Below are 26175 nucleotides of genomic sequence, written 5' to 3' on the forward strand. Positions count from 1 at the left end.
GAATGAGTCCTGAGTTTGTTATTAACATGGCGGAAAACGGTATTTGGACGGTGTTACTGGTTGCGGGACCACTTTTGATAATAGCGTTAGGTCTTGGTTTGTTAGTTAGTATTTTCCAGGCTACTACTCAAATTCAAGAGCAAACACTAGCTTTTATTCCTAAGATTGTAGGTGTCTTTGTGGCTATGATTGTATTTGGTCCTTGGATGCTTTCGAACGTGACGAATTTTGCTCATCAAATTTTCAGTAATCTTCATAGGTTTATTGGTTAATGTTAGATTTTATAAATGTGTTTCCTGCTTTTTTGCTAGTGTTTGTTCGAGTTTTAGCGTTTTTTGCAGTCCTACCCATTTATGCACACCGCACGATTCCGAACCAGTTGAAAATCGGTTTAGCACTCTTTTTAGCTTATATTATGGTGTTCACACTTGACTCACCTATCATTGTAATAGATGGATTGTATTACTTTCTAATCATTAAAGAAGCGTTAGTTGGATTGTTAGTGGGTTTAATTGCGGCTATTCTTTTGTACGCTATACAAGTCGCTGGAGGGTTTATTGATTATAGTATGGGCTTTATGATTGCGAACGTTGTAGATCCTCAAACAGGTGCACAAACACCATTGACAGGAAGCTATTTATATACATTTGCTTTATTATTTCTCTTACTTGTAAATGGTCACCATCTGCTTATGGATGGGATTTATTATAGTTATCAGTTTGTTCCTATGGAACAGATCTTTCTGCCTTTAGGACAAGAGAATATTATTCAATTTGCTGCAACGACGTTTAATGCGATGTTTATCATTGCGTTTCAGATGGCTTTACCGATAGTCGGGTCTTTATTTTTAGTTGATGTAGGTCTTGGTATGTTTTCTAGGGCTGTTCCGCAGATGAATGTCTTTGTTGTCGGTATGCCACTAAAGATTTTAGTGGGCCTATTATTATTAACGGTATTTATGAGTGTATTCTTTATGGTTGCGCAAAAATTATTTGATCAAATGATTCTTGCGATGAGAACTTTATTGCAGCTACTGGGGGGTGCTTAGATTGAGTCAATTAAAGGTAAAAGTTAATCTTCAGTTTTTCGCTGAAGAAAAAACTGAAAAAGCAACCCCAAAAAAGCGGCAAGATACGCGAAAAAAAGGGCAGGTAGCTAAAAGTACAGATATAAACACAGCGATTATTTTATTGTTAGTGTTTTTATTTTTATGGCTTTTTGGTGGAATGATGGGAAGTACCCTTATAAACCTTTTGAAGCACACATTTCAGACTTATTTATTGATGGATATTACTGAAGCGAATTTTGCTGCTTTATTTATAGAACTCATTTTAGAAGCTGCTCTTGTCTTACTTCCAGTGATGGTTATAGCGCTATTTGCAGGTTTGGCTGCAAGTTATATGCAAGTCGGTGTGTTATTTGCTCCAGAAGCAATCAAAATGAAATTATCTAAGTTGGATCCAATAAAGGGAGCAAAACGAATTTTTTCTGTAAGAGCGCTAGTTGAGTTAGTAAAGTCCCTCCTGAAAATAAGTCTAGCCGGGTTGGTGGTGTTTATCATTATCTGGTATAGCCTTGAGGATGTTATGCTCTTGTCTCAAAAAAATGTTGCAGATGGGTTTTTTATCATTGCCCAGCTTGTTGTGGTATTAGGGGTTTCGGTAGCACTTCTTTTATTAGTTTTATCAATTCCTGACTATCTTTATCAAAAATATGATCATGAAAAACAAATGAGAATGTCTAAAAAGGATATAAAAGATGAACATAAAAACATGGAAGGAGATCCAAGGATTAAATCAAAACGTAAGCAAAAACAAATGGAAATGGCGATGCAACGAATGATGCAAGAAGTACCAAAAGCCGATGTTGTTATAACAAACCCAACGCATTTCGCAGTTGCACTGCGTTACGATGAAGAAAAAGCCGATGCTCCATTTGTAGTTGCAAAGGGTGTTGATTTTATGGCTCAAAAAATAAAAGGTATTGCCGCAGAACACAATGTCATAATGGTTGAAAATAGACCTTTAGCACGAGCGTTATATGCTCAAGCAGATATTGGTGATCAAGTACCTGAAGATTTATTTAAGGCAGTTGCAGAAGTTCTTGCGTATGTATATAGATTAAAAAATAAACAAGTTAATTAAAATAAATGCCTATTAGTTAGGAGAGAAGTTGAGTGGCAATAAGAGACCTTTCTGTTTTACTCAGTGTGATCCTAATCGTCATCATGCTTATTATTCCATTACCAACGGCGATGTTGGACTTTTTAATTATTATAAATATCTCTCTTGCCCTTATTATTATTCTCGTTGCTATGAATACAAGAGAGCCATTGCAATTTTCAATTTTTCCAACACTATTATTATTAGTTACTTTATTCCGATTAGGATTGAACGTATCTACAACTCGTTCGATCTTAGGGCAAGCAAACGCAGGTAATGTAATTGATACATTTGGGAATTTCGTTGTAGGTGGAAATGCCTTGGTCGGGTTTGTTGTATTCATTATTTTAGTTGTGATTCAATTCCTTGTTATCACCAAGGGAGCGGAGAGAGTTTCGGAAGTTGGAGCTAGGTTTACACTAGATGCTATGCCCGGGAAGCAGATGAGTATTGATGCAGACTTAAACGCGGGTATGATTTCTGATGCAGAAGCAAAAGCAAGACGTGAGAAGATAGAACAAGAAGCTGATTTTTACGGTTCCATGGATGGAGCGAGCAAGTTCGTAAAAGGTGATGCAATTGCTGGTATTGTAATTGTAATGATAAATTTACTTTTTGGCTTAATTATTGGAATGACTCAAATGGGAATGGATTTAACTACAGCAGCTTCGACTTATACGTTATTAACGGTTGGGGACGGATTAGTGAGTCAAATCCCAGCTTTGTTAATTTCAACGGCAACTGGAATTGTAGTAACTCGTACGGCATCGGAAGGTAATTTAGGATACGATATTACGAAACAAATTTTTGCTTATCCTAAGATGCTGTATATTGCAGGTGGAACAATCTTTTTCCTAGGTGTAGTCACACCAATTAGTCCGATCTTTACTTTTCCTATTGCTTTCATTCTTGGTATTGGAGGTTACTTATTATCGAAAAGTGAAACAGCAGCGCAGCTTGTGGAAGAACAGGCAGAAGAAGAAGAACAACCTGATGATATGAAATCACCTGAGAGTGTAGTCAACCTTCTGCAAATTGATCCAATTGAATTTGAATTTGGTTATGGTTTAATCCCGTTAGCAGATGCTAATCAAGGTGGAGACTTGCTTGATCGAGTTGTTATGATTCGTAGACAAATGGCCCTAGAACTCGGTATGATCGTTCCTGTCATACGAATACGTGATAACATTCAGCTTCAACCTAATGAATACACAATTAAAATTAAAGGAAATGAAATCGCAAAAGGTGAGTTGTTACTCGACCACTATATGGCGATGAGTCCCGGAGTTGAAGATGAGAGTATTATCGGGATTGATACAATTGAGCCTGCTTTTGGATTACCAGCCCTATGGATTGGGGAAGATATGAAAGAACAAGCAGAACTGTCAGGTTATACAGTCGTTGATCCACCGTCAGTTGTTTCTACTCATTTAACAGAAATTATCAAACGTCATGCTCACGAGCTTCTTGGTAGACAAGAAACGAAGCAACTCGTTGATCATCTAAAAGAAACTTATCCGGCACTTGTTGAAGAAGTAACCCCTGGTTCATTGTCTACTGGTGAAATTCAAAAGGTGCTTACGAATCTTTTGAAAGAAAGTATATCCATTAGGAACTTGCCGATTATTTTTGAGACTCTTGCTGATTATGGTCACATGACGAAAGATATGGATTTAGTAACAGAGTATGTACGTCAGTCGTTATCTAGGCAAATTTCTAAGCAAATGACTACACCAGGAGAACCGATGTATGTGATTACACTTAGCGGAACAGTAGAAAAGAGAGTAGCTGATTCTGTTCAACAAACAGAGCATGGGAACTTTATTTCCATGGATCCAAACGACTCACAGCGAATTCTTGAGTCGGCTGCGAGTGAAACGGACCGGTTATCGCAGATGGGACAAGTCCCGATTATCCTATGTTCTCCAGCTGTTCGGATGTATGTAAGACAGTTACTTGAACGTTATTTACCACATGTTCCAATCTTGTCTTATAACGAGCTTGAAGCAGATGTTGAAGTGCAAAGTGTAGGAGTGGTGAATGTAGAATGAAGGTAAAGAAATATAAAGCAAATACAATGCAAGAAGCGATGAAGGTCATTCGAGCAGAATTAGGAGACGATGCGGTCATTCTAAATTCAAAGGAAATAGAAACAGGTGGCTTTCTTGGTTTTTTTACAAAAAAACAAATAGAAGTGATCGCGGCTATAGATCCTACATTAAATCGAAGACCGATTAAGAAAAGGGAACCGGTATTGCCTGAGAAGGTAATCCAACCAATTAAAACACCTGAAAAAAACAAACTAGCTCGCATGTAGATTTACTAGGTGAAATCAATCAATTAAAAACACTTGTTCAAGGTTTAAATGAGAATAACGGTTCTGGAGATAAACAATATCCAGAACCGTTTCAAAAAATGGATGATTATCTAAAAAAGCAGGGTGTAACTAAACAGATACGAATGCTAGCCTTAAAACATGCGATGAAATTATGGTATGACGAAGAAGAAGAACATCGTGACTGGGATAAGATAGTTACTCAAGTAACATTATATTTCCAAGATCTTTTGTTAGAGAAACCAGTAGGTGGCATTACATTTGATAAGAAAATAATTAATTTGGTTGGCCCTACAGGCGTTGGCAAAACAACAACAATAGCCAAGCTAGCAGCATTCTGTGTGTTGAAAAAACAAAAAAAAGTGGCGCTCATTACAACAGACACTTATCGAATTGCGGCTGTTGAACAGTTAAAAACATATGCGAAAATATTAAATATCCCTCTTGAGGTCGCTTATTCAATTGATGATTTCAAACGAGCGATAGATCAATTTAAACACTATGACCTTGTCTTGGTAGATTCAGCCGGGAGGAATTTCAGGAATCAGCTCTACGTTGAGGAATTAAATAAAGTTATCGATTTCAAGCAAGATGCACAGACGTATTTGGTGTTATCACTAACTTCGAAATATGAGGATATGAAAGAGATATTAGCTCAGTTTGATTTAATTTCAATTCAAAAAGTGATTCTGACAAAAAAAGATGAAACGAGTACATACGGAGCAATGTTAAATATTCCACTTGAACTCGGCAAAGGAATCGCTTATGTGACAACAGGACAGAACGTTCCTGATGATATTGTGGAAGCATCAGTGCCTTTCTTATTAGACTGCTTGTTCGAGGTGAAAAAATAAATGAATGACCAAGCAGAAAATTTAAGACGCCTACTTGATAAAAATGAGGATAAAGATGCAAGGGTACTAGCGGTAGTTAGCGGTAAAGGCGGAGTTGGTAAATCGAATGTTTGTTTGAATTTTGCCATAAGTCTTTCGCAACTAGGAAAGAAAGTTATGATTTTTGATTTAGACTTAGGAATGGCGAACTTAAACATTTTGATGGGATTAAATTCAAAATATCACCTTATGGATATGCTAGATAATCAACTATCAATATGGGATATCGTTGAAGAAGGCCCTGCAGGAATCTCTTACATTGCTGGTGGTTCAGGTTTTTCAAATTTTGTTGAATTAAGTGAGGAAAGGCTTCATAAATTTTTTGCGCAATTAGAGTTTATCGGAAATAAATATGATTACATTTTGTTAGATATGGGTGCAGGTGCGACTAAGGAAAGCTTAGAGTTTGTAATGGCCGCTCATGACGTACTAGTTGTGACGACACCTGAGCCGACAGCTATAACAGACGCGTATTCAATGATTAAATTTATCTGTTTAAAAGATCCTGACAAGCCTCTTCATTTGATTGTAAATCGTGTAGATTCGGACAGAGAAGGTCAGCGGACAATGGAGAGCTTTAGAAACGTAGCATTACAATTTTTACAAAAAGACATTATGACATTAGGATCTATTCCTTATGATTCTGTTGTTTCCAAAGCGGTCAAAGCACAAACTCCTTTTGTCTTATTTGATAAACATACGCGAGCGAGTTCAGCTATTACTCAAATTGCATCTCGTTATATAGGTGAGGAAATATCTAACTCTTCTGCTTTTGGGCATTTTCTATCAAAAATGAAAACAATGATCAGCTTTAGAAAATAAGAAAAAAAGAAAGTTAGGGATGGACGTGGGAAACAGCATTCGAGTACTTGTAGTCGATGATTCTGCTTTTATGAGGAAAGTAATTTCGGACATGCTTAATAAATATCCGGGTATTCAAGTGATTGGTACTGCACGTAACGGACAAGAAGCATTAAAGAAAAGAAAAGAATTAAGGCCTGACGTTATGACATTAGATGTTGAAATGCCCGTTATGAATGGCCTTGAAACGCTCAAACAGTTAATGGAGGAAGATCCTTGCCCAACTGTTATGGTAAGCAGTACAACAAAACAAGGTGCAGAAAACACTCTACTAGCTATGGAGTATGGAGCTGTTGATTTTGTTACCAAGCCATCAGGAGCAATTTCTTTAGACATTGACAAAGTTGAACATCAAATAATTGATAAAGTCATTTATGCTTCAAAGGCTAAAGTAATTCGAAAAGAAGAGAAAAACGTAAACCGACCTTTATCAAACAGGGTTGTCCCACAAAAGAAAATGAATCAGAAAAAAATAGTGGCTATTGGGATCTCAACGGGGGGACCTCGAGCTTTAAAAGAAGTAATACCTAAACTGCAAGCATCTATTCAAGCACCGATTGTCATTGTTCAACACATGCCTGCTGGTTTTACTTTATCACTTGCAGAGAGATTAAACAGTTTATCAGATATTACGGTTAAAGAAGCTAGAGATGGAGATTTTTTGCAAAATGGTACTGCTTATGTTGCGCCTGGAGGGTTCCATTTAAGTATTAAAAAGAAGGGGGATGCTTTCGTAGCACATTTACACACAGAAGAGCCACGAAGAGGTCATCGTCCATCGGTAGACGTTTTATATGAGTCTTTAGCGGAGATTCCTACGGTTGATACAGTAGCTGTGATTATGACTGGTATGGGAGCAGATGGAACGGAAGGATTAATTAAATTAAAAAAAACATCTAATTGTTATGCCATTGCGGAGGCAGAAAAGTCTTGTGTAGTATTCGGAATGCCAAAAGCCGCGATTCGAACTAATCTGGTTGATGAAATTGTACCTGTGGAAGAAATTAGTAGGTGTATTGAAAGGCTTTTATAAGGTATTTTGTTACGGGAAAAACTCCTAGGGGGAAATAGGGTGGAATTTTTTCATAAGCTAAAGCCACATCATTTAGATGTGCTAAAAGAAATTGGCAATATCGGAGCAGGACATGCGGCTACAGCTCTTTCTCAGATTCTTAATCAGACGATTGATATGAGTGTGCCGGCTGTAAGAATCGTTTCTTTTCAAGACTTACCCGAACAAATTGGGGGAGCTGATACGGAAGTTGCAGCCATTTTCTTGCGTATTGAAGGCGAGGCTCCAGGGAGTATCTTTTATATATCGCAAATAAAAGAAGCCGAAAAATTAATTCAACGGCTAACAAAAGATAGTCATTTTCAACTTGAAGATCCACCGTTTAATGAGTTGGGAATTTCTGCTTTCTTAGAAGTTGGGAACATTTTAGCAGGATCTTACTTAAGTTCACTTGCAGATTTCACTAATTTGTTATTACAACCTTCTGTTCCAGGTTTTACAGTGGATATGGTTGGAGCAATTTTGAATTACGGGCTCATACCTTTATCGGAGGTTAGTGATTATGCCATTGTTATAGATACAGAAATGATGGAATTGGGACCAGAAGCCGGGAAAATTAGAGGACATTTCTTTTTATTGCCAGATCCACAGTCATTTAATGAAATCTTCACAGCTTTAGGGGTGAAGATTCCATGAGTAACGTCATTAAAGTCGCAATGGCTGATCTTAATGTCGTTACTGCTCCTGATACGATACGGACATCAGGTCTAGGGTCTTGTGTGGGATTAGTTCTTTATGATGATTTAAGGGCAATAGCTGGCATGGCGCATATCATGCTACCGAGCTCTTCCTTGAGTAAGCAGGAAAAAATGAATGAAGCTAAATATGCAGATACAGCAATCCCTGCTTTACTAACTAGATTAGAAAAGGTAGGGGCACGTTCTAACTCATTAAAAGCAAAACTTGCTGGCGGTGCTCAGATGTTTTCTTTTTCTACTGGAAATGATTTGATGAGAATTGGACCCCGTAATGTTGAAGCCATTAAGCTGAAACTTGGGGAACTCGGAATACCGATTGTATCAGAAGACGTTGGAGGAAAAAATGGACGAACTATTGAATTTGATCCAGCTTCAAAAAAGCTTCATATTAGAACAGTAAACAAAGGGTCAGTAGATATATAACATATAAAAGCGTAAAACACTTTAGATATTACAAGAGCGGGGGCATTTTATGGGACATGCAACAGCGGTAGAAGACAAAAAACTCTGGGATCAGTGGTTCGCGAGTAAGAGTCACGATGCTTGTGATGAATTAATAAGACGGTATATGCCACTTGTTCATTATCATGTTCAGCGTATTTCCGTTGGTCTTCCTAAGAATGTTCAAAAAGACGATTTGACAAGCCATGGATTAATGGGTTTATATGATGCATTAGAAAAATTCCAACCAGAACGTGATTTGAAATTTGATACGTATGCTTCTTTCCGTATAAGAGGTGCGATTATTGACGGTCTTAGGAAAGAGGATTGGTTGCCACGATCCATGCGCGATAAAATAAAAAAAGTAGAATCGACGATGGAAAAATTAGAGCAGCGTAACGGTCGTTTTGCTTCTAGTGAAGAAGTGGCAAAAGAGTTAAATATGAATGCGATTGAAGTAGAACAAGTTATGACAGAATATTTTACGTCAAACGTTCTCTCCATTGATGAGCGATCTCAGGACACAGAAAGAAATGAGACGTATGCGGCCACCATTGAAGATAAAATCACCAAAACTCCAGAGCAGGTATTAAGTGAGTTGGAAACTAAAAAAGAATTAGTAAAGATCATTGATCAACTGCCTGAAAAAGAACGTTTAGTAATTAGTCTGTTTTATTATGAAGAGTTGACATTAACAGAAATTGGTCAAGTACTAAATCTCTCAACATCTCGTATTTCGCAAATACATTCAAAATCTCTGTTTAGACTTCAACAAGCATTGAAAAAAGGCAACTGAGTTAGGGGAAATGCGTTATGTCTCTTTTAGATTCTTATTTTGAATTAGAGGTCTCAAAAAATAAACTAGTCGCAACCATTATTCAACTTGAAACGGTGGACGAAGAAATACAGTTAACTCACGAATTATTAGGAGAATATTTGCAGCGTAATAAAATTTCGTATGGGGTCGATGAAAAGGTTATCGTTACTATATGCAATAAAGAGGCTCCAATAAAATCGAGAATGAAAATTGCGACGGGTAAAGAGCCAGTAAAAGGGAAAGATGCTTTCATTTTACCCGTTCTTGTTAATAATGAAACGACTCAAGATCATCAATCATTACAAAATATGAATCTTAAACAATTCCTTGAGATTCCATCTGTTAGTATCGGTGATAAAGTAGCGACAAAAGTGAGGGCAACAAAAGGAGAAGTGGGTTATAACGTTTACGGAGAAGAAATCCCCGCTAAACAAGGTAGAGATTTCACTATGAGAAAAGGGAAGAACACTCGACTAGATGAAGAGGCCGAAGCCCTTTTCTCTCTAATAGACGGGCAAATAAGTATAGACAAATTTACGGTTCATGTTCATCCTACGTATGAAGTAAAAGGGGATGTTACTCTCGCTACAGGCAATATCTCATTTGTAGGAAATGTGACGATTAACGGAAATGTGCCAACTGGGTTTGAAGTATATGCAGATGGTGACATTAGAGTCTCTGGAACTGTCGAAGCGGCTAAGCTTAAAGCAGGTGGATCTATTTTCATTGGTGCTGGAATTGTTGGACAAAATAGGTCATTAGTTGAAGCAGGTGGAGACATTCAGACGACTTTTATTAATGAAGGGCATGTGATTGCTGAAGGTTCAATTGAAGCAACACAAGCCATTTTACATAGTACGTGTATAGCAGGACAAAAAATTATATGTACGCGTGGAAAAGGTTTGCTGATAGGGGGATCTGCTTCAGCTAGACAAAGCATTCACATAAATGAAGTTGGTAATGACATGCAAACGGAAACAAAACTCTTTATTGGATTGAATCAACGAGATTTGGAGCGACAAAAAAAACTAACAGCAGATTTAAAAACAGCACAGGAAGATTTCTTGAAGTTAGGTAAATTGCTCAAATTACTTCTAGAGAAAGAAAAGCAACAAGGTGAATTACTTGGTCGTGAAAAGCTAACTAAACTTAAGGTGCAGCACTCATTTCAAGCTATTAAACAAAAAATGGATGAATTGAATGAGTTAGTAAAGGAAAATGAGGTTGAGGAAAGTCATGATGAGGGCTTTATTCTTGTCTCCCGCACGATCTATCAAAATGTAGATGTTCATTTTGGGAAGTATCGAAAAAGAATTTTATCCAAATACACAAAACCTAAAATTGCTCTTATTAATCAGGAAATTAAAATTATGACAACGTAATCAATAGAAAGTAAGAGGGGGAGGAACATGAGTATACGTCCTGTAGAGGTTCAAGGATCTTTTCCAGTTTCTCAAAAAACCGGAAAAATACAAGAGCAAATGCAACAAAGAGGACAAATAGGTCAAGAGGTCATTAGCCAACAGCTTTTAGAAGAACAGCAAAAAAAGAAAAAACAAGTTATAAAAACTTCTGAAACTGATAAGATGAAGCTTACGAAAGATGAGTCAAACAATAATGGGCAAAAGCAAGAACAAAAGAAACAAGACAAAGAAGAGAATAAGCGAGAGCACGAAAAAGAAAAGCATCCATTTAAAGGACAATTTATAGACTTCACTGGTTAAAGGAAGGAAATATGATGCCGACATTATTAGCCACTATTAGCCTACTTCTTCACGGAATTACATTTCTTTGGATAATGACTTTACTCCAAAAGCAATCTGCTAATCATAATCAAGACCTGCCAAAAATTAAAAATGAAATTGAAGATTTACTTATTGCCTATACGGCAGAGATGAAGGAACAAAATGAAAAACTTATTGTCGAATTGGAAAGAAGAAATGAAAAATCTATTAAGGAAGTGCGCTTACAACAACAGAAAGATCGCTTAAAATCAGTAGAGAATAAAAACGATTCTGAACAAGAACAACATAAACAAATTAATGAAGAAGAAGTTGCTGACAGAACTGTGTCCAAACCATCAGCGCGTAAATCAACCAATTATGAAGAGTATCAGCCTCCGGAAATTGAGTCAGAGGATATTCAAGCTGGCTATGAACAATCAGACACAGCAAAAGTGATAGCTCTTTCAAAACAAGGAGAAAGCCTTGAAAATATTGCCAAAAAATTAGGGTTAGGCAAAGGCGAAGTAGAGCTTATGTTGAAATTTTATCGTTAATGTCTAATTCTGCTTGCAACGTTCTTTTCAATGTGATATATTAATCAACGGTGTTAATCACACACGCATTCTGATTTGTATGATGGTGCTGATTCGTCAGTGTCATACAGAAATGATGAACGCGGAGGAAAATAAAAAACCAATTTGAAGGAGGTGTTTGATGTGGCAGTAATCTCCATGAAGCAATTATTAGAAGCTGGGGTACATTTCGGTCATCAGACTCGTCGTTGGAACCCTAAGATGGATCGCTACATCTTCACAGAACGTAACGGTATTTACATTATCGACTTACAAAAAACAGTCAAGAAAGTTGAGGAAGCGTATAATTTTGTACGTGACTTAGCTGCTGACGGAGGGAAAATTCTTTTCGTTGGAACAAAAAAGCAAGCGCAAGATTCAGTTAAAGAAGAAGCTGCGCGTTGTGGAATGTATTTCATCAACCAACGTTGGTTAGGTGGAACATTAACGAACTTTGAAACAATTCAAAAGCGTATTACTCGTCTTAAGAATCTTGAAAAGATGCAAGAAGACGGTACATTTGATGTTCTTCCTAAGAAAGAAGTAATTCTTCTTAAGAAGGAAATGGAACGTTTAGAAAAGTTCTTAGGCGGTATCAAGGACATGAAAGGTGTTCCTGACGCACTTTTTGTTATTGACCCACGTAAAGAGCGCATTGCAATTGCGGAAGCTCACAAGTTGAACATTCCAATTGTTGCGATTGTAGATACAAACTGTGATCCTGATGAAATTGATTATGTGATTCCTGGTAACGATGATGCAATTCGTGCTGTTAAACTTTTAACTGGTAAAATGGCTGATGCAGTAATCGAAGCTACTTCTGGAGAAGAAGAAGTAACAGAAGTTGAAGAAACAACAACAGCTTAATTTCATTTACTCAAAGGGTGGTAAAGGGGGATTACCCTTTTACCACTTTTTTTATGAAACTATAGCATGTCAAGTAATATTGGTTTATATGATGATGTACCTGTACATACTTACACTTTAAGGAGGCGTTTTTAATGGCAGTAACAGCAAGCATGGTAAAAGAATTGCGTGAAAAAACAGGCGCAGGAATGATGGATTGTAAGAAGGCTTTAACAGAAACAAATGGTGACATGGACAAAGCAGTAGATTTCCTACGTGAGAAAGGAATTGCTAGTGCGGCAAAGAAAGCTGATCGTGTAGCAGCTGAAGGTCTTACTCTAGTTAAGTCAGAAGGCAATAAAGCAGTTATCGTAGAGATCAACTCAGAAACAGACTTCGTAGCTAAAAACGAAAACTTCCAAAAGCTTGTTAACGAGTTAGCTACACATGTATTGACTAATTCACCTGCTTCAGTCGAAGAAGCGTTAACACAATCTTTTGCTGAAGGACAAACAGTCCAAGAATACATCAACTCGTCTATTGCGAAAATTGGAGAAAAAATTTCTTTGCGTCGCTTTGAAATTGTAGAAAAAGGTGACGGAGATGCATTTGGTGAGTACTTACATATGGGTGGACGTATTGGTGTCCTAACTGTTTTAAGTGGTTCTACAGATGCTGAGTTAGCTAAAGATGTTGCTATGCACATTGCAGCAATCAACCCAACATATGTAACTCGTGACGAGGTTTCTCAAGAAGAGGTTGAGCGTGAGCGTGAAGTTCTTACTCAACAAGCTTTAAATGAAGGAAAGCCTGCTAATATCGTTGAAAAAATGGTAGAAGGCCGCCTAAGTAAATATTTTGAACAAGTTTGCCTACTTGACCAACCATTTGTTAAAGATGGTGATCAGAAAGTTGGTAAATACGTTAAAAATAAAGGTGCAGAAGTTAAGAGCTTTATCCGCTATGAAGTAGGAGAAGGTATGGAGAAGCGTGAAGATAATTTTGCTGAGGAAGTAATGTCTCAAGTGAAAAAGTAATATTTAAACAAGGGGCACAGTGTGTCCCTTTTTTCAAAAAAACAAAATCTTTTTGATCAAGAGACAATTATAAAGTTAACTTGATTCATTAAAACTTCATCTCATGTCGGAGGTTTTCATGCAAACATATAAACGAGTCATATTAAAGCTTAGTGGTGAAGCGCTAGCTGGAGAATTAGGTTACGGAATTGATCCAATTGTCATTCAATCAGTGGCAAAGCAAGTAAAAGAAATTGTTGAGCTAGATGTTGAAGTAGCTGTTGTAGTGGGTGGCGGAAATATCTGGCGTGGTATGGCTGGAAGTGCAAAAGGAATGGACCGTGCAACGGCTGACTATATGGGCATGTTAGCAACGGTTATGAATTCCTTAGCTTTACAAGACAGCTTAGAAGATATCGGAGTTGAGACAAGGGTTCAAACTTCAATTGAAATGCGTCAAGTCGCTGAGCCTTATATTCGTAGAAAGGCTATACGCCACCTTGAGAAAAAGCGTGTCGTAATTTTTGCTGCCGGAACAGGTAACCCATATTTCTCTACTGATACTACTGCAGCACTAAGAGCAGCTGAGATTGAAGCGGAAGTTATTTTAATGGCAAAGAACAAAGTAGATGGTGTTTACAGTGCTGATCCTTCTGTAGATGCTAATGCGAAAAAGTACACGAAGATTTCTTATATGGATGTTTTAAAAGAAGGTTTAGCTGTTATGGATTCAACGGCATCTTCGCTTTGCATGGATAATGACATTCCGTTAATCGTTTTCTCGATTATGGAAGAAGGAAATATCAAAAGAGCTGTATTAGGTGAAGAAATTGGAACTTTAGTAAGGGGGAACTCATAATGTCACAAGCTGTGTTAAAAGATGCAGAACAACGTATGTCAAAAGCTATTGATGCTTTAACTAGAGAACTTGCAAAATTAAGAGCAGGAAGAGCAAATCCATCTTTGCTTGATCGTATTTCAGTTGAATACTACGGTGCTGAAACTCCACTTAATCAATTAGCAACGATTTCTGTCCCAGAAGCTCGTCTTTTGTTAATTCAACCTTTCGATAAGTCATCAATTGCTAATATTGAGCGCGCGATTCAGATGTCTGATCTTGGGTTAACTCCATCAAATGACGGAGTAGTCATTCGTATTTCTATCCCACCTTTAACGGAAGATCGTCGTAAAGATCTTGTGAAGCTAGTAAAAAAAGCTGCAGAAGACGCTAAAGTTGCTGTTCGTAATGTACGCCGCGATGCTAATGATGATTTGAAGAAGCTTCAAAAGGATGGAGAAATGACAGAAGATGAACTTCGTCGTAGTACGGATGATGTTCAGAAGCTAACAGATAAGACAATTGTAAAAGTTGATGATGTAGCAGAAAAGAAAGAAAAAGAAATCATGGAAGTGTGAGCAAGTTCCATGTAAAATAGATATAGTGAAAAGACCCTCTTTTTTAGGGGGTTTTTTACACTTTCTTAGTTGTAGTGTTATGATAATACTTAAATCTCTTAGTCATTACAAAATGGTTTTGGATCTATCCTATTCGCCAAGTTCCTTTTTAACAGGATCGTTTGTTATGAGTCTAAGAAAAAAAGGCAAAGCTACAAGTAAGCGAACCTGCTGTTACATAGATGGAGGGCGTCATCATGCTTGGAAAGTTATCAAAATGGAAATCAAATCTAACGGCTCAAGAACTAAAAGAAGAAATAGATTTAGTTGAGATTCCAAAACATATAGCGATAATAATGGATGGAAATGGCCGATGGGCTAAAAATAGAGGGTTACCGCGTATTGCTGGACACCGTGAAGGTATGAAGGTTGTTAGAAAAGTCGTTCAAAAGGCTAATGATCTCGGTGTTGAGGTCTTAACATTATACGCATTTTCAACAGAAAACTGGAAGCGTCCAAAAACGGAAGTTGATTATTTAATGAAGTTACCTGAACGCTTCCTAAATAAAGAATTACCGAGTTTAATCGAAGAGAATGTGAAAGTGCGTTTAATGGGAAGTATTGAAGAATTGCCTGAACATACAAAACGGGCTGTTATAAAAGCAGTTAAAGATACAGAAAACAACACCGGATTAATCTTGAATTTTGCTTTGAATTATGGAAGTCGTTTTGAACTAATGAATGCGGTAAAAGAAATATCGAGACAAGTTGAATTAGGTAAGCTTAAAACGGATGATATAAATGAGTCTATTCTTGAACAACATTTGATGACTGCCGAGTTACGTGACCCGGATTTACTCATTCGTACAAGTGGTGAAATTCGTTTAAGTAATTTTATGCTATGGCAAGTAGCTTATAGTGAATTTTGGTTTACAGATGTCCTTTGGCCAGATTTTAATGAATCACATTTAGAGGAAGCCATTGCCGTCTATCAAAAACGAGCGCGCAGGTACGGTGGCGTTTAGAAGGGGCGATGTACAATGAAACAGCGAATAATAACTGGTGTTATTGGAAGCGCTGGATTTATTATTATGGTTCTACTAGGAGGCTGGATCTTTTCGTTATTCATCTCGATTTTGGCTTCTGTTGCCATGGTTGAACTTCTGAAAATGAAAAAAATAGCTCCGCTTTCGTTAATGGGTATTGTAAGTATTTTATCTATGTGGTTACTTTTAGTCCCGACAACTTGGTTTAATAAAATTATGTTTTTGAGCTTTACAAAAGTAGAAATATTCATTTTTGTTATTTTGGTCTTATTAATGTTTACCGTTCTCACAAAAAATTCTTTTACTTTTGACCAAGTAGGTTTTGTTGTTCTGTCTTCAGTTTACGTTGGCTTTGGTTTTCATTATTTAATAATGACTCGTGATATAGCTGAGACAGGGTTATATTTAGTGTTTTTTGTTTTACTTATTATTTGGACAACCGACTCAGGAGCTTATTTTGTTGGTCGTAAATTTGGGAAAAATAAACTCTGGCCTGATATTAGTCCTAAAAAGACAATTGAAGGTTCGATAGGTGGAATAATTGCAGCTATTGTAGTAGGAATCATCTTTTATTCATTTATTCCGATCTTCTCTAGCTTAATTACAGCTTTATTGGTCATTGTTGTAGCTTCAGTTTTTGGACAACTTGGTGATTTAGTTGAATCAGCTCTTAAAAGGCACTATGCGGTGAAAGATTCAGGGAACGTACTTCCAGGTCATGGCGGGATATTGGATCGTTTTGATAGCTTGATATACGTAATGCCGATACTTCATCTGCTTCAATTAATTTAATGAGCTCTTGTAAAACATTAGATTCTTTTCTAGAGCTTTTTATCATGAAGTTGTAATCTGCCTATACAATAGAGTTATAAGTATTTGAAATTTTGAATAGTAGGTGAGTAAGTTGAAGCATATTAGTTTGTTAGGTGCTACTGGTTCAATTGGAACACAGACGCTAGACGTAATAAGAAAACATTCCGAAGAGTTTAAAATAGAAGCGATGTCTGTTGGGCGCAATATTGAACTAGCACTTAAGCAGGTACATGAATTTTCACCTGCCATTTTATCCGTCCAAACGAAAGAAGATTACGAAAAATTGTTGAATGAAGTTCCGAGTCATACCAAGGTAGTATATGGCAAGGAGGGGCTGTTAGAAGTAGCAACGAACGAAAAAGCGGAAGTTTTGGTCAATGCTGTAATTGGAAGCTTAGGACTTGAACCGACTTTGGCTGCAATTAAAGAAGGGAAGACCATTGCTATTGCCAATAAAGAAACACTAGTAACGGCGGGGCACATCGTAACAAAGGCAGCTAAAGATGCAGAAGTACCTTTATTACCGGTAGACAGTGAACACTCTGCTATTTTTCAAGCTCTTAACGGCGAATCAGTTATGGAAGTAGAAAGACTTATCTTGACAGCTTCAGGCGGGAGTTTCAGAGACCTGACACGAGAAGAGTTAAAGGGTGTAACGGTTGAAGAGGCGTTAAACCATCCTAACTGGTCAATGGGAGCGAAGATTACGATAGATTCTGCTACGATGATGAATAAAGGGTTAGAAGTAATTGAAGCAAGATGGCTTTTTGATATTCCGTATGAGAAAATAGATGTTGTCTTACATAAAGAAAGTATTATTCACTCGATGGTCGAATACATAGACGGAAGTGTTTTAGCTCAATTAGGAACACCTGATATGCGAGTGCCTATTCAGTATGCTTTAACTTATCCTAAACGACTGTCATCAGTTTCTAAAGAACGTTTAAACCTATGGGAACTTGGTAGTTTGCATTTCTCAAAATTGGACATGGAGAGATATCGTTGTATGGCATTAGCATATGAAGCAGGGAGAATTGGTGGGACTATGCCAACCGTGTTAAATGCAGCTAATGAAATGGCAGTTGCTTCTTTTCTAGATAACAAGCTTTCTTTCTTAGAGATAGAAGAAAAAATAGAAATAGCTCTTGAAAGGCATAGCGTCATTAATCAGCCCACATTAGAGGAAATTATTGCAGTTGATAACGAAACAAGAGCCTTTATCCACTCAAGTATTAAATAAGAAAGGTGGAGGAATATCCCAATGGAAACATTACTTTCAGTCATTATTATATTTGGACTTCTTGTATTCATTCATGAATGGGGACATTTATACTTTGCAAAGAGAGCGGGGATCTTATGCCGTGAATTTGCAATTGGATTCGGACCGAAGATCTTTTCGTGGAAAAAAGATGAAACAGTTTATACAATTAGACTTCTTCCGCTAGGTGGATTTGTCCGCATGGCAGGAGAAGACCCTGAAATGATTGATATTAAGCCAGGCTATGAGATTGGACTAGTTTTTAACGCAGCACGTAAGGTTAGCAAAATTATTGTTAATAACAAGTCAAAGCATCCTGAAGCTTTAGTCGTACAAGTAGAAAAAATCGATCTTGAACATAAACTGATCGTTGAAGCTTATAACGATGAAGGCGAAAGAATTCAATATAAAATTGATGAACAAGCTAAACTTGTTCAAGACGAACAAGAAACGCAAATTGCGCCTTGGAATCGCCAATTTGGATCTAAGACGGTTGGTCAACGAGCGCTAGCTATTTTTGCTGGCCCGTTAATGAATTTTGTTTTGGCCGTTGTTATTTTAATTGCTTTTGCTCTTTTTCAAGGAATGCCAGTTGATGAAGCAAAGGTAGGAGATGTTACTGCTGATAGTGCAGCTTCTGAAGCTGGTTTAGTTGAGGGAGATCGTGTAATTGCCATTGAGGGTCAACCGATTGATACGTGGGAAGAAATGACTGGCATCATTCAACAGCACCCTAATGAATTGATCGTATTCGAAGTTGAAAGAAATGGACAGCAACTAACAATTCCAGTTACACCGAATGAAAGAGTTGGCCAATTTGGAGATGCAGAAGGATTTGTTGGAATCGCAAGGCCAACTGAATTTTCTTTAATTGGTTCGATTGTTTTCGGATTCACTCAGACGTATGCGTTTATGACGATGATTTTTGAAGTGTTAGGTATGATTGTAACCGGTCAATTTTCACTTGATTATGTTGCAGGACCAGTTGGAATTTATAATTACACGGGTGAAGCGGCCGCGATGGGAATATTTGTTTTAATGCAGTGGGCTGCTGCATTAAGTGTGAATTTAGGGATTATTAATCTATTGCCAATTCCTGCAATGGATGGGGGAAGACTGATTTTTATCGGGATCGAAGCAGTTCGTGGTAAACCGATGGATCCTCAAAAAGAAGGTCTTGTCCATTTTATAGGTTTTGCTTTACTCATGCTATTGATGATTGTCGTTACTTGGAACGACATTAACAAATTTTTTATGTAAAACGAACTTAAGAATGTCAATGTTCAAACCAGTATGATATAAATAAGAAACAGATAGGTGCGACATTAGTTCGCGCCTATTATATATAATAGGAAATGATTTTATGATAGATGGAAAGGAATCACAAAATGAGACAACGGACTTATTTAACACCTACGTTAAGAGAAGTACCTGCTGATGCTGAAATTAAAAGTCATCAGCTTATGCTTCGAGCTGGATTTATTAGACAAACCGCTTCTGGAATTTATTCATACTTACCACTTGGAACAAAAGTGCTTAGAAAAGTAGAAGCGATTATTCGAGATGAGATGAATGCATCCGGTGCACAGGAAGTACTATTACCCGCTATTCAACCTGCAGAATTATGGCAGGAATCTGGTAGACTAGGCGATTATGGACCTGAATTAATGCGATTAAAAGACCGACACGGGCGTGATTTCGTGCTTGGAGCTACCCATGAAGAAGTAATTACTACCTTAGTTCGTGATGATATTCAGACATATAAAAAACTGCCAGTTAATTTAATATCAAATTCAAACAAAATACCGTGATGAACGTCGTCCTCGTTTTGGTGTTCTTCGTTCACGTGAATTTATTATGAAAGATGCTTACTCCTTCGATACTAGTATTGAAGGATTGGATGCAAGCTATCAAGCCATGTATCAAGCGTATCAGAATATTTTCAGTCGTTGTGAATTAGATTTTCGTGCTGTAGAAGCTGATTCTGGTGCTATTGGCGGTACAGATACTCATGAATTTATGGTATTAAGTGAAATTGGAGAAGATACAATTGCGTATTCTGACTCATCTGATTTCGCAGCTAATGTAGAAATTGCACCTGTTCGAGTTGAGTATAATAAGTCAACAGAAGCACCTTTGGAATTAACTGAAATTGATACCCCTAATACGAAAACGATTAATGAGCTAACGACATTGTTAAGTGTTGAAGCAAGTCAAGTGATTAAGTCGATTCTATTTATGGTAGACGGTCAACCGGTTCTTGTTTTAGTTCGTGGAGATCATGAAGTAAATGAAATTAAAGTGGGGAATGTTTTTAATAAAGCCGTTGTTGAGATTGCTTCAGCAGAACAAGTACTAGAAATTTTAGCTTGTGAAACTGGCTTCATAGGACCGATTTCTGTTCCTGAAAAAGTAACTGTCATTGCGGACAAAGCAGTCGAGACAATTGTAAATGGTGTCTGTGGTGCAAATGCAAAAGACAAACATTTCCAATCGGTTAATCCAGGTCGCGATTTCCAAGTGAGTCGTTATGAAGATTTAAGGTTAATCCAAGAAGGAGATCCTTCTCCAGATGGTGTAGGTACAATTAAATTTGCTAAAGGTATTGAAGTTGGGCATGTATTCAAATTAGGTACTAAATATAGCGATGCGTTAGGTGCTAAGTATCTTGATGAAAACGGAAAAAGTCAAACGATGATCATGGGTTGTTATGGAATTGGAGTTACAAGAACGATAGCAGCCATTGTTGAACAAAATTCTGATGAAAATGGAATTGTTTGGCCGGTATCTGTTGCACCATTTGATTTGCATCTAGTCACGCTTAATATTAAAGATGAAGCACAAAAACAACTTGGAGAGGAATTATATCGTTCATTATCAAACGAAAGGTTTGAAGTGCTTTATGATGATCGTCCTGAACGTGCCGGAGTTAAGTTTAAAGATTCAGATTTGATTGGCTTGCCAATTAGAATCGCAGTCGGTAAAAAAGCCTCTGAAGGAATTGTAGAAGTAAAAGTTCGTAAAACCGGGGAAATGTCTGAGGTTCATGTGTCAGAGTTAGTTGAGAAACTTAAGGAAATGCTTTCTGAATTAAGATAATTCCTTTATAATGAAACGATGGTATCTCATGTCAATGAGGTACCTTCTCTTTTCATGCAAGTAAGTTCAGTTTAAAATAAAGAGATAATTATTTTTATTTGGGGAGGATGAACAATATGTCACAAGATGAGCAGCTCAGAAAAGAGCGACTCCATTTGCTTCTCCAACAGTTACAAATACCAGATCAAGTTGTACAAGCTCATTTTCAAGAAGCAATGATTAGAAAGTTAGTAATTTCAAAGGAAAAGAGAGCTTGGCACTTTCATATAGAGGTACCGGTTGTTTTGCCTGTAACTATCTATGAGTTGTTTTCCGATCGACTTCGTGTAACGTTTGAACATATTGCAGCTGTATCATTTTCATTTCATTATCAAAAAAACGATCTAACTGAATCTGAATGGGGCGAGTATTGGCCATTAATTATTTCAAAGTTATCCATGATTTCGAGTGGAATTAAAGAGCTCTTATCGAAACAAACGCCAGCGTTTGATGGGAAGCGTCTTGTTATTCAAGTTAGAAATGAAACAGAAGCAGTTGCCTTAAAAAGAAAGCTTTCTGAACCATTTCAAGATTCACTAGCAAGTTTGAGCTTGCCGCTCGTAAAAATTGACACTGATATTCGGGAATCTAAACAAGAATTTGAGAAGTTTGTGGAAAAACGAAATGAAGAAGATCATTCTAAAGTCGTAGAAGCGATTTTAGAGAAGAAAAAACAAGAGAAGCAAGCTGAAAAAGATCTTAGTGGTAAGCCTTTAGTGATTGGTTATCCAATAAAAGACGATCCAATGCCACTAGAAGCTATTATTGATGAAGAAAGACGAGTAACTGTTCAAGGTTATGTATTTAATGCTGAAACAAGAGAGCTTCGAAGTGGTAGAACGTTACTGACTTTTAAAATTACTGATTACACTGATTCAATCTTAGTAAAGATGTTCTCTAGAGATAAAGAGGATATACCACTGCTTCAGGCAATCAAAAAAGGTATGTGGGTTAAAGTCCGCGGAGGTATTCAGAACGATACATTTGTTAGAGATTTGGTGATGATTGGTAATGACGTTAACCAATTAACTCCAGATGAACGTAAGGATACAGCTGATGAATCAGAAAAGCGTGTGGAGCTCCACTTACACACAACGATGAGCCAAATGGATGGTATTGTTTCTGCAGGGAAATACGTAGAACAAGCTGCTAAATGGGGACATCCGGCTGTTGCCATTACAGATCATGGAGTCGTTCAAGCTTTCCCAGAGGCCTATTCTGCAGGGAAAAAGCATGGGATTAAAGTATTGTATGGCCTTGAAGCCAATGTTGTTGACGATGGTGTCCCTATTGCTTATAACGAATCGCATCGCTTGTTAATGGAAGATGAATTTGTCGTTTTTGACGTTGAGACAACTGGTTTATCTGCTGTTTACAATACGATCATTGAGCTCGCTGCTGTAAAAATTAAAGGTGGAGAGATCATTGATCGTTTTGAATCATTTGCAGATCCTCATGAGCCTTTAACAAACACGATTATTGAACTCACAGGAATAACTGATGATATGGTAAGAGGACAACCTGAAGTATCTGAAGTACTTCGAAAATTTAAGGACTGGGCAAAAGATGCTATTTTAGTTGCACATAACGCAAGTTTGATATGGGGTTCTTAAACGTTGGTTATCAAAAAATAGGATTAGAAGAAGCTAAAAATCCAGTTATCGACACGCTTGAACTTGGGCGTTTTTTGTATCCAGAATTAAAAAATCATCGTTTAAACACTTTATGTAAAAAGTTTGACATTGAATTAGTCAGTCACCATAGAGCCATTTATGATGCAGAAGCAACTGGTTATTTACTTTGGAAAATGGTTAAAGATGCAAGTGAACGTGAAATCAGTTACCATGATCAGTTAAATGAGCATATGGGCCAAGGTAATTTTCATCGTCAACGTCCAGCTCATTGCACGATTTTGGCACAGACACAAGCAGGTTTGAAAAATCTGTATCAACTTGTTTCCATGTCTCATTTGGATTATTTCTTCCGAACGCCAAGAATTCCAAGATCACAGTTGTCCAAGTACAGGGAAGGGCTTTTAATTGGCTCGGCTTGTGACAAAGGTGAAGTTTTTGAAGGAATGATGCAGAAATCAAAAGAAGAAGTAGAGGAAATAGCTAAGTTTTATGATTACTTAGAAATTCAACCTCTAGCTAACTATCAACACCTGATTGAAAGAGAACTTGTTAAAAACGATGAAGCATTACAAGAAATCGTGACAAATATCATCGAGTTAGGTGAAAAGTTAAACAAGCCTGTTGTAGCAACTGGAAATGCTCACTATCTCCATGAAGAAGATTATATTTACAGAAAAATATTAATTGCCTCTCAAGGAGGAGCTAATCCACTCAACAAACAGACTTTACCAGAAGTACATTTCCGGACGACCGATGAAATGTTAGAAGCATTTTCTTTCTTAGGTGAAGAAAAGGCTAAAGAAGTTGTCGTAGCAAACACACAGAAAGTAGCTGATTTAATAGAGGAAATTCACCCTATTCCTGATGAGCTGTATACCCCTAAAATTGAAGGTGCCGACGAGGAAGTTAGGGAAATGAGTTACAGTATGGCCAGAAGTATTTATGGAGAGAACTTACCCGAAATAGTTGAGGCTAGAATTGAGAAAGAATTGAAAAGTATTATTGGCCATGGGTTTGCCGTTATTTACTTGATTTCTCATAAACTAGTAAAGAAATCATTAATTGATGGCTACTTAGTAGGTTCACGTGGTTCTGTAGGTTCTTCGCTTGTCGCAACTTTAACTGAAATTACGGAAGTTAATCCATTGCCTCCTCATTATGTGTGTCCGAACTGTCATCATTCATACTTTTTTGATGATGGTTCTGTCGGCTCAGGTTTTGATTTACCCGATAAAGACTGTACAGAATGCGGCACAGCTTATGTTAAAGACGGACAAGATATTCCGTTTGAGACTTTCTTAGGTTTTAAAGGAGATAAAGTTCCCGATATTGATTTGAACTTCTCAGGGGAATATCAACCCCGTGCCCATCACTACACGAAAGAATTATTTGGTGAAGACTATGTCTACCGTGCCGGAACAATTGGAACGGTTGCCGAAAAGACGGCTTATGGATATGTCAAAGGTTATCAAGGGGATCATGATTTGCAAATGCGCGGTGCTGAAATTGATCGACTAGTATCTGGTTGTACGGGGGTAAAGCGAACAACCGGACAGCATCCAGGTGGAATCATTGTTGTCCCTGATTACATGGATATTCATGATTTTTGTCCGATTCAGTTTCCGGCAGATGATAAAAATTCAGAATGGAAAACCACGCATTTTGATTTCCATTCCATTCATGATAATCTTTTAAAACTTGATATATTAGGTCATGACGATCCGACTGTAATCCGTATGCTTCAAGACTTAAGTGGAATAGATCCGAAAACAATTCCAACTGACGATCCTGAAGTTATGAAAATTTTCAGCAGTCCAGATGTATTAGGCGTTGATGAAGAACAAATTATGTGTAAAACAGGAACACTTGGTATACCGGAATTTGGTACGCGATTTGTTCGACAAATGTTAGAAGAAACGAAGCCGAGTACATTCTCCGAATTAGTTCAGATTTCTGGTCTTTCTCACGGAACGGATGTTTGGTTAAATAACGCCAATGAATTAATATACAATGGTACTTGTGAATTAAAAGATGTAATTGGTTGCCGTGATGATATTATGGTCTATCTTATCTATAAAGGATTAGAACCGTCCCTAGCCTTTAAGATCATGGAGTCCGTGCGTAAAGGTAAAGGATTACCGCCGGAATGGATTGAAGAAATGAAACAGCAGGATGTACCTGATTGGTATATTGGTTCTTGTCTAAAAATTAAATATATGTTCCCGAAAGCACATGCCGCTGCTTATGTTCTGATGGCTGTGAGAATTGCTTACTTTAAGGTGCATCATCCAATTTTATACTATGCTTCTTACTTTACTGTTCGAGCAGATGATTTTGATTTAGATACGATGATAAAAGGATCTGCTTCAATGAAAGCGAAAATACAAGAAATTAATGCAAAAGGGTTGGACGCAGCTCCGAAAGAAAAAGCAGTCCTTACCGTGCTAGAGCTTGCCTTGGAAATGAGTGAAAGAGGATTCTCATTCCAAAAAGTTGACTTATATCGCTCAAGTGCGACTGAATTTATAGTTGAAGGAAATTCACTTCTTCCTCCTTTTAATGCAATGACGGGTGTCGGTACAAATGCTGCCTTGAACATTGTTAAAGCGAGACAGGATAGAGAATTTCTATCAAAAGAAGACTTACAGCAGCGTGCTAAGCTTACAAAAACAGTCTTGGAACATCTAGATGAGCACGGTTGTTTAGCTGGAATGCCAGATTCTAATCAGTTATCCTTGTTTTAGATTTAAGTAAAAAACGCATTAAATCAAGTTCTGTGGCGTTTTAGCTCAGCTGTGTTTGGTTGCAATGAATGAGAGAGTATGGTATTGTATTTATGGTAATACTTAGAATATGGTAAACATGAAGAGTGGGGAAACCCACTCTTTCGTTGTTCGCTCAACTTTTTATTTTTATGAAAAATGGAAGCAATATTGGTGAAAAATATAGATAGATCAAACTAGCAAGGAGGGTACAGATGAGTAAGAAAGCAACAGAAATTACAACAGAGCTTGTATTGCCAATACTTGAGGAGCTTCATTTAGAGCTTGTAGATGTAGAGTTTAAAAAAGAAGGACCTAATTGGTTTCTCCGAGTTTTTATTGATTCTGAGAAAGGGGTCGACCTTGAGGATTGTGGTCAGGTAAGCGAGAGGTTAAGCGAGAAATTAGACGATTTAGATCCAATTCCACAAGCTTATTTTCTAGAAGTTTCATCACCTGGAGCAGAACGACCGTTAAAGAAAGAAAAAGACTTACAAAAAGCAGTAGGTAAAAATGTACATATTACGACCTATGAGCCAATAGATGGTGAGAAAGCTTTTGAAGGTCAATTAACAAGCTTTGATGGTGAAGTATTACAAGTAGAAGTCAAAGTAAAAACGCGAAAGAAACTTTACTCAATTCCTTATGAGAAAGTCGCAAATGCAAGGTTAGCTATTATATTCTAAAAATCA

23 protein-coding genes and 2 pseudogenes are annotated in these 26175 nt (G+C 37.3%); all 25 read left to right on the top strand.

All coding sequences use genetic code 11. The annotated features are described in order from the left end of the window. Positions 1-2 precede the first annotated feature (2 nt). The 25 genes and pseudogenes from fliQ (at position 3) to rimP (ending at position 26169) form a co-directional block, all read left to right on the top strand. Positions 3-272, top strand: a complete 270-nt coding sequence (fliQ, locus tag JCM9157_RS14420; RefSeq protein WP_035665728.1) for a flagellar biosynthesis protein FliQ — start codon at positions 3-5, stop codon at positions 270-272. Then, positions 272-1048 (top strand): flagellar biosynthetic protein FliR, encoded by a 777-nt coding sequence (gene fliR, locus JCM9157_RS14425; RefSeq protein ID WP_035665730.1) that lies wholly within the window; start codon positions 272-274, stop codon positions 1046-1048. Before fliQ ends, fliR begins: the two co-directional genes overlap by 1 nt. Position 1049: 1 nt before the next feature. After that, entirely contained in the window at positions 1050-2144 is a 1095-nt protein-coding gene (flhB, locus tag JCM9157_RS14430; RefSeq protein WP_035665732.1) for a flagellar biosynthesis protein FlhB, read from the top strand. A gap of 32 nt (positions 2145-2176) precedes the next feature. Next, positions 2177-4213: a flagellar biosynthesis protein FlhA gene (flhA, locus tag JCM9157_RS14435; RefSeq protein ID WP_035665736.1), complete on the top strand. Its 2037-nt coding sequence runs from the start codon at positions 2177-2179 to the stop codon at positions 4211-4213. Beyond that, positions 4210-4479, top strand: coding sequence for a flagellar biosynthesis protein FlhF (locus JCM9157_RS26105; protein WP_369384755.1), 270 nt, complete (start codon positions 4210-4212; stop codon positions 4477-4479). The genes flhA and JCM9157_RS26105 overlap by 4 nt, the downstream gene beginning before the upstream one ends. A gap of 98 nt (positions 4480-4577) precedes the next feature. After that, the gene (locus JCM9157_RS14440; RefSeq protein ID WP_369384756.1) at positions 4578-5351 is read left to right on the top strand and encodes a flagellar biosynthesis protein FlhF; all 774 of its coding nucleotides are present in this window, start codon (positions 4578-4580) and stop codon (positions 5349-5351) included. Then, positions 5352-6212, top strand: a complete 861-nt coding sequence (locus JCM9157_RS14445; protein WP_035665738.1) for a MinD/ParA family protein — start codon at positions 5352-5354, stop codon at positions 6210-6212. Between the two features lie 19 nt (positions 6213-6231). Beyond that, positions 6232-7284 carry a protein-glutamate methylesterase/protein-glutamine glutaminase gene (locus JCM9157_RS14450; protein WP_035665740.1) on the top strand — a complete coding sequence of 351 codons (1053 nt, stop codon included), beginning with the start codon at positions 6232-6234 and terminating at the stop codon, positions 7282-7284. Between the two features lie 39 nt (positions 7285-7323). Then, positions 7324-7959, top strand: a complete 636-nt coding sequence (locus tag JCM9157_RS14455) for a chemotaxis protein CheC (RefSeq protein WP_035665742.1) — start codon at positions 7324-7326, stop codon at positions 7957-7959. Continuing rightward, complete coding sequence (locus tag JCM9157_RS14460) at positions 7956-8444, top strand: chemotaxis protein CheD (RefSeq protein ID WP_035665744.1); 489 nt, start codon at positions 7956-7958, stop codon at positions 8442-8444. Before JCM9157_RS14455 ends, JCM9157_RS14460 begins: the two co-directional genes overlap by 4 nt. Positions 8445-8493: 49 nt before the next feature. Next, positions 8494-9258 (top strand): FliA/WhiG family RNA polymerase sigma factor, encoded by a 765-nt coding sequence (locus JCM9157_RS14465; RefSeq protein ID WP_035665746.1) that lies wholly within the window; start codon positions 8494-8496, stop codon positions 9256-9258. A 17-nt stretch (positions 9259-9275) separates the two neighbouring features. Then, positions 9276-10661 carry a flagellar assembly protein A gene (locus JCM9157_RS14470; RefSeq protein WP_035665748.1) on the top strand — a complete coding sequence of 462 codons (1386 nt, stop codon included), beginning with the start codon at positions 9276-9278 and terminating at the stop codon, positions 10659-10661. Between the two features lie 27 nt (positions 10662-10688). Then, positions 10689-11003 carry a hypothetical protein gene (locus JCM9157_RS14475; protein WP_035665750.1) on the top strand — a complete coding sequence of 105 codons (315 nt, stop codon included), beginning with the start codon at positions 10689-10691 and terminating at the stop codon, positions 11001-11003. A gap of 14 nt (positions 11004-11017) precedes the next feature. After that, the gene (locus JCM9157_RS14480) at positions 11018-11557 is read left to right on the top strand and encodes a DUF6115 domain-containing protein (protein ID WP_035665752.1); all 540 of its coding nucleotides are present in this window, start codon (positions 11018-11020) and stop codon (positions 11555-11557) included. Between the two features lie 162 nt (positions 11558-11719). Beyond that, positions 11720-12442: a 30S ribosomal protein S2 gene (rpsB, locus tag JCM9157_RS14485; RefSeq protein WP_035665754.1), complete on the top strand. Its 723-nt coding sequence runs from the start codon at positions 11720-11722 to the stop codon at positions 12440-12442. A gap of 134 nt (positions 12443-12576) precedes the next feature. After that, positions 12577-13458, top strand: coding sequence for a translation elongation factor Ts (gene tsf, locus JCM9157_RS14490; RefSeq protein ID WP_035665755.1), 882 nt, complete (start codon positions 12577-12579; stop codon positions 13456-13458). 118 nt (positions 13459-13576) lie between these two features. Beyond that, positions 13577-14296 carry a UMP kinase gene (pyrH, locus tag JCM9157_RS14495; RefSeq protein ID WP_035665756.1) on the top strand — a complete coding sequence of 240 codons (720 nt, stop codon included), beginning with the start codon at positions 13577-13579 and terminating at the stop codon, positions 14294-14296. Next, a complete protein-coding gene (frr, locus tag JCM9157_RS14500) occupies positions 14296-14853 on the top strand; it encodes a ribosome recycling factor (protein WP_035665757.1) in 558 nt (185 codons plus the stop codon). The genes pyrH and frr overlap by 1 nt, the downstream gene beginning before the upstream one ends. Before the next feature lie 236 nt (positions 14854-15089). After that, positions 15090-15857 (top strand): undecaprenyl pyrophosphate synthase, encoded by a 768-nt coding sequence (uppS, locus tag JCM9157_RS14505; RefSeq protein ID WP_035665758.1) that lies wholly within the window; start codon positions 15090-15092, stop codon positions 15855-15857. 15 nt (positions 15858-15872) lie between these two features. Next, positions 15873-16670 carry a phosphatidate cytidylyltransferase gene (locus JCM9157_RS14510; protein ID WP_035665759.1) on the top strand — a complete coding sequence of 266 codons (798 nt, stop codon included), beginning with the start codon at positions 15873-15875 and terminating at the stop codon, positions 16668-16670. Positions 16671-16782: 112 nt separating this feature from the next. Continuing rightward, complete coding sequence (locus tag JCM9157_RS14515) at positions 16783-17931, top strand: 1-deoxy-D-xylulose-5-phosphate reductoisomerase (protein WP_035665760.1); 1149 nt, start codon at positions 16783-16785, stop codon at positions 17929-17931. A gap of 21 nt (positions 17932-17952) precedes the next feature. Continuing rightward, positions 17953-19209, top strand: a complete 1257-nt coding sequence (rseP, locus tag JCM9157_RS14520) for an RIP metalloprotease RseP (protein WP_035665761.1) — start codon at positions 17953-17955, stop codon at positions 19207-19209. A gap of 128 nt (positions 19210-19337) precedes the next feature. Beyond that, positions 19338-21048: pseudogene (locus JCM9157_RS14525) on the top strand (proline--tRNA ligase). Between the two features lie 116 nt (positions 21049-21164). Continuing rightward, positions 21165-25465, top strand: a pseudogene (locus JCM9157_RS14530) (PolC-type DNA polymerase III). 233 nt (positions 25466-25698) lie between these two features. Then, the gene (rimP, locus tag JCM9157_RS14535) at positions 25699-26169 is read left to right on the top strand and encodes a ribosome maturation factor RimP (RefSeq protein ID WP_035665762.1); all 471 of its coding nucleotides are present in this window, start codon (positions 25699-25701) and stop codon (positions 26167-26169) included. Positions 26170-26175: the final 6 nt, after the last annotated feature.

The organism is Halalkalibacter akibai JCM 9157 (genome assembly GCF_000513135.1).
Lineage (GTDB): Bacteria > Bacillota > Bacilli > Bacillales > Bacillaceae_D > Halalkalibacter > Halalkalibacter akibai.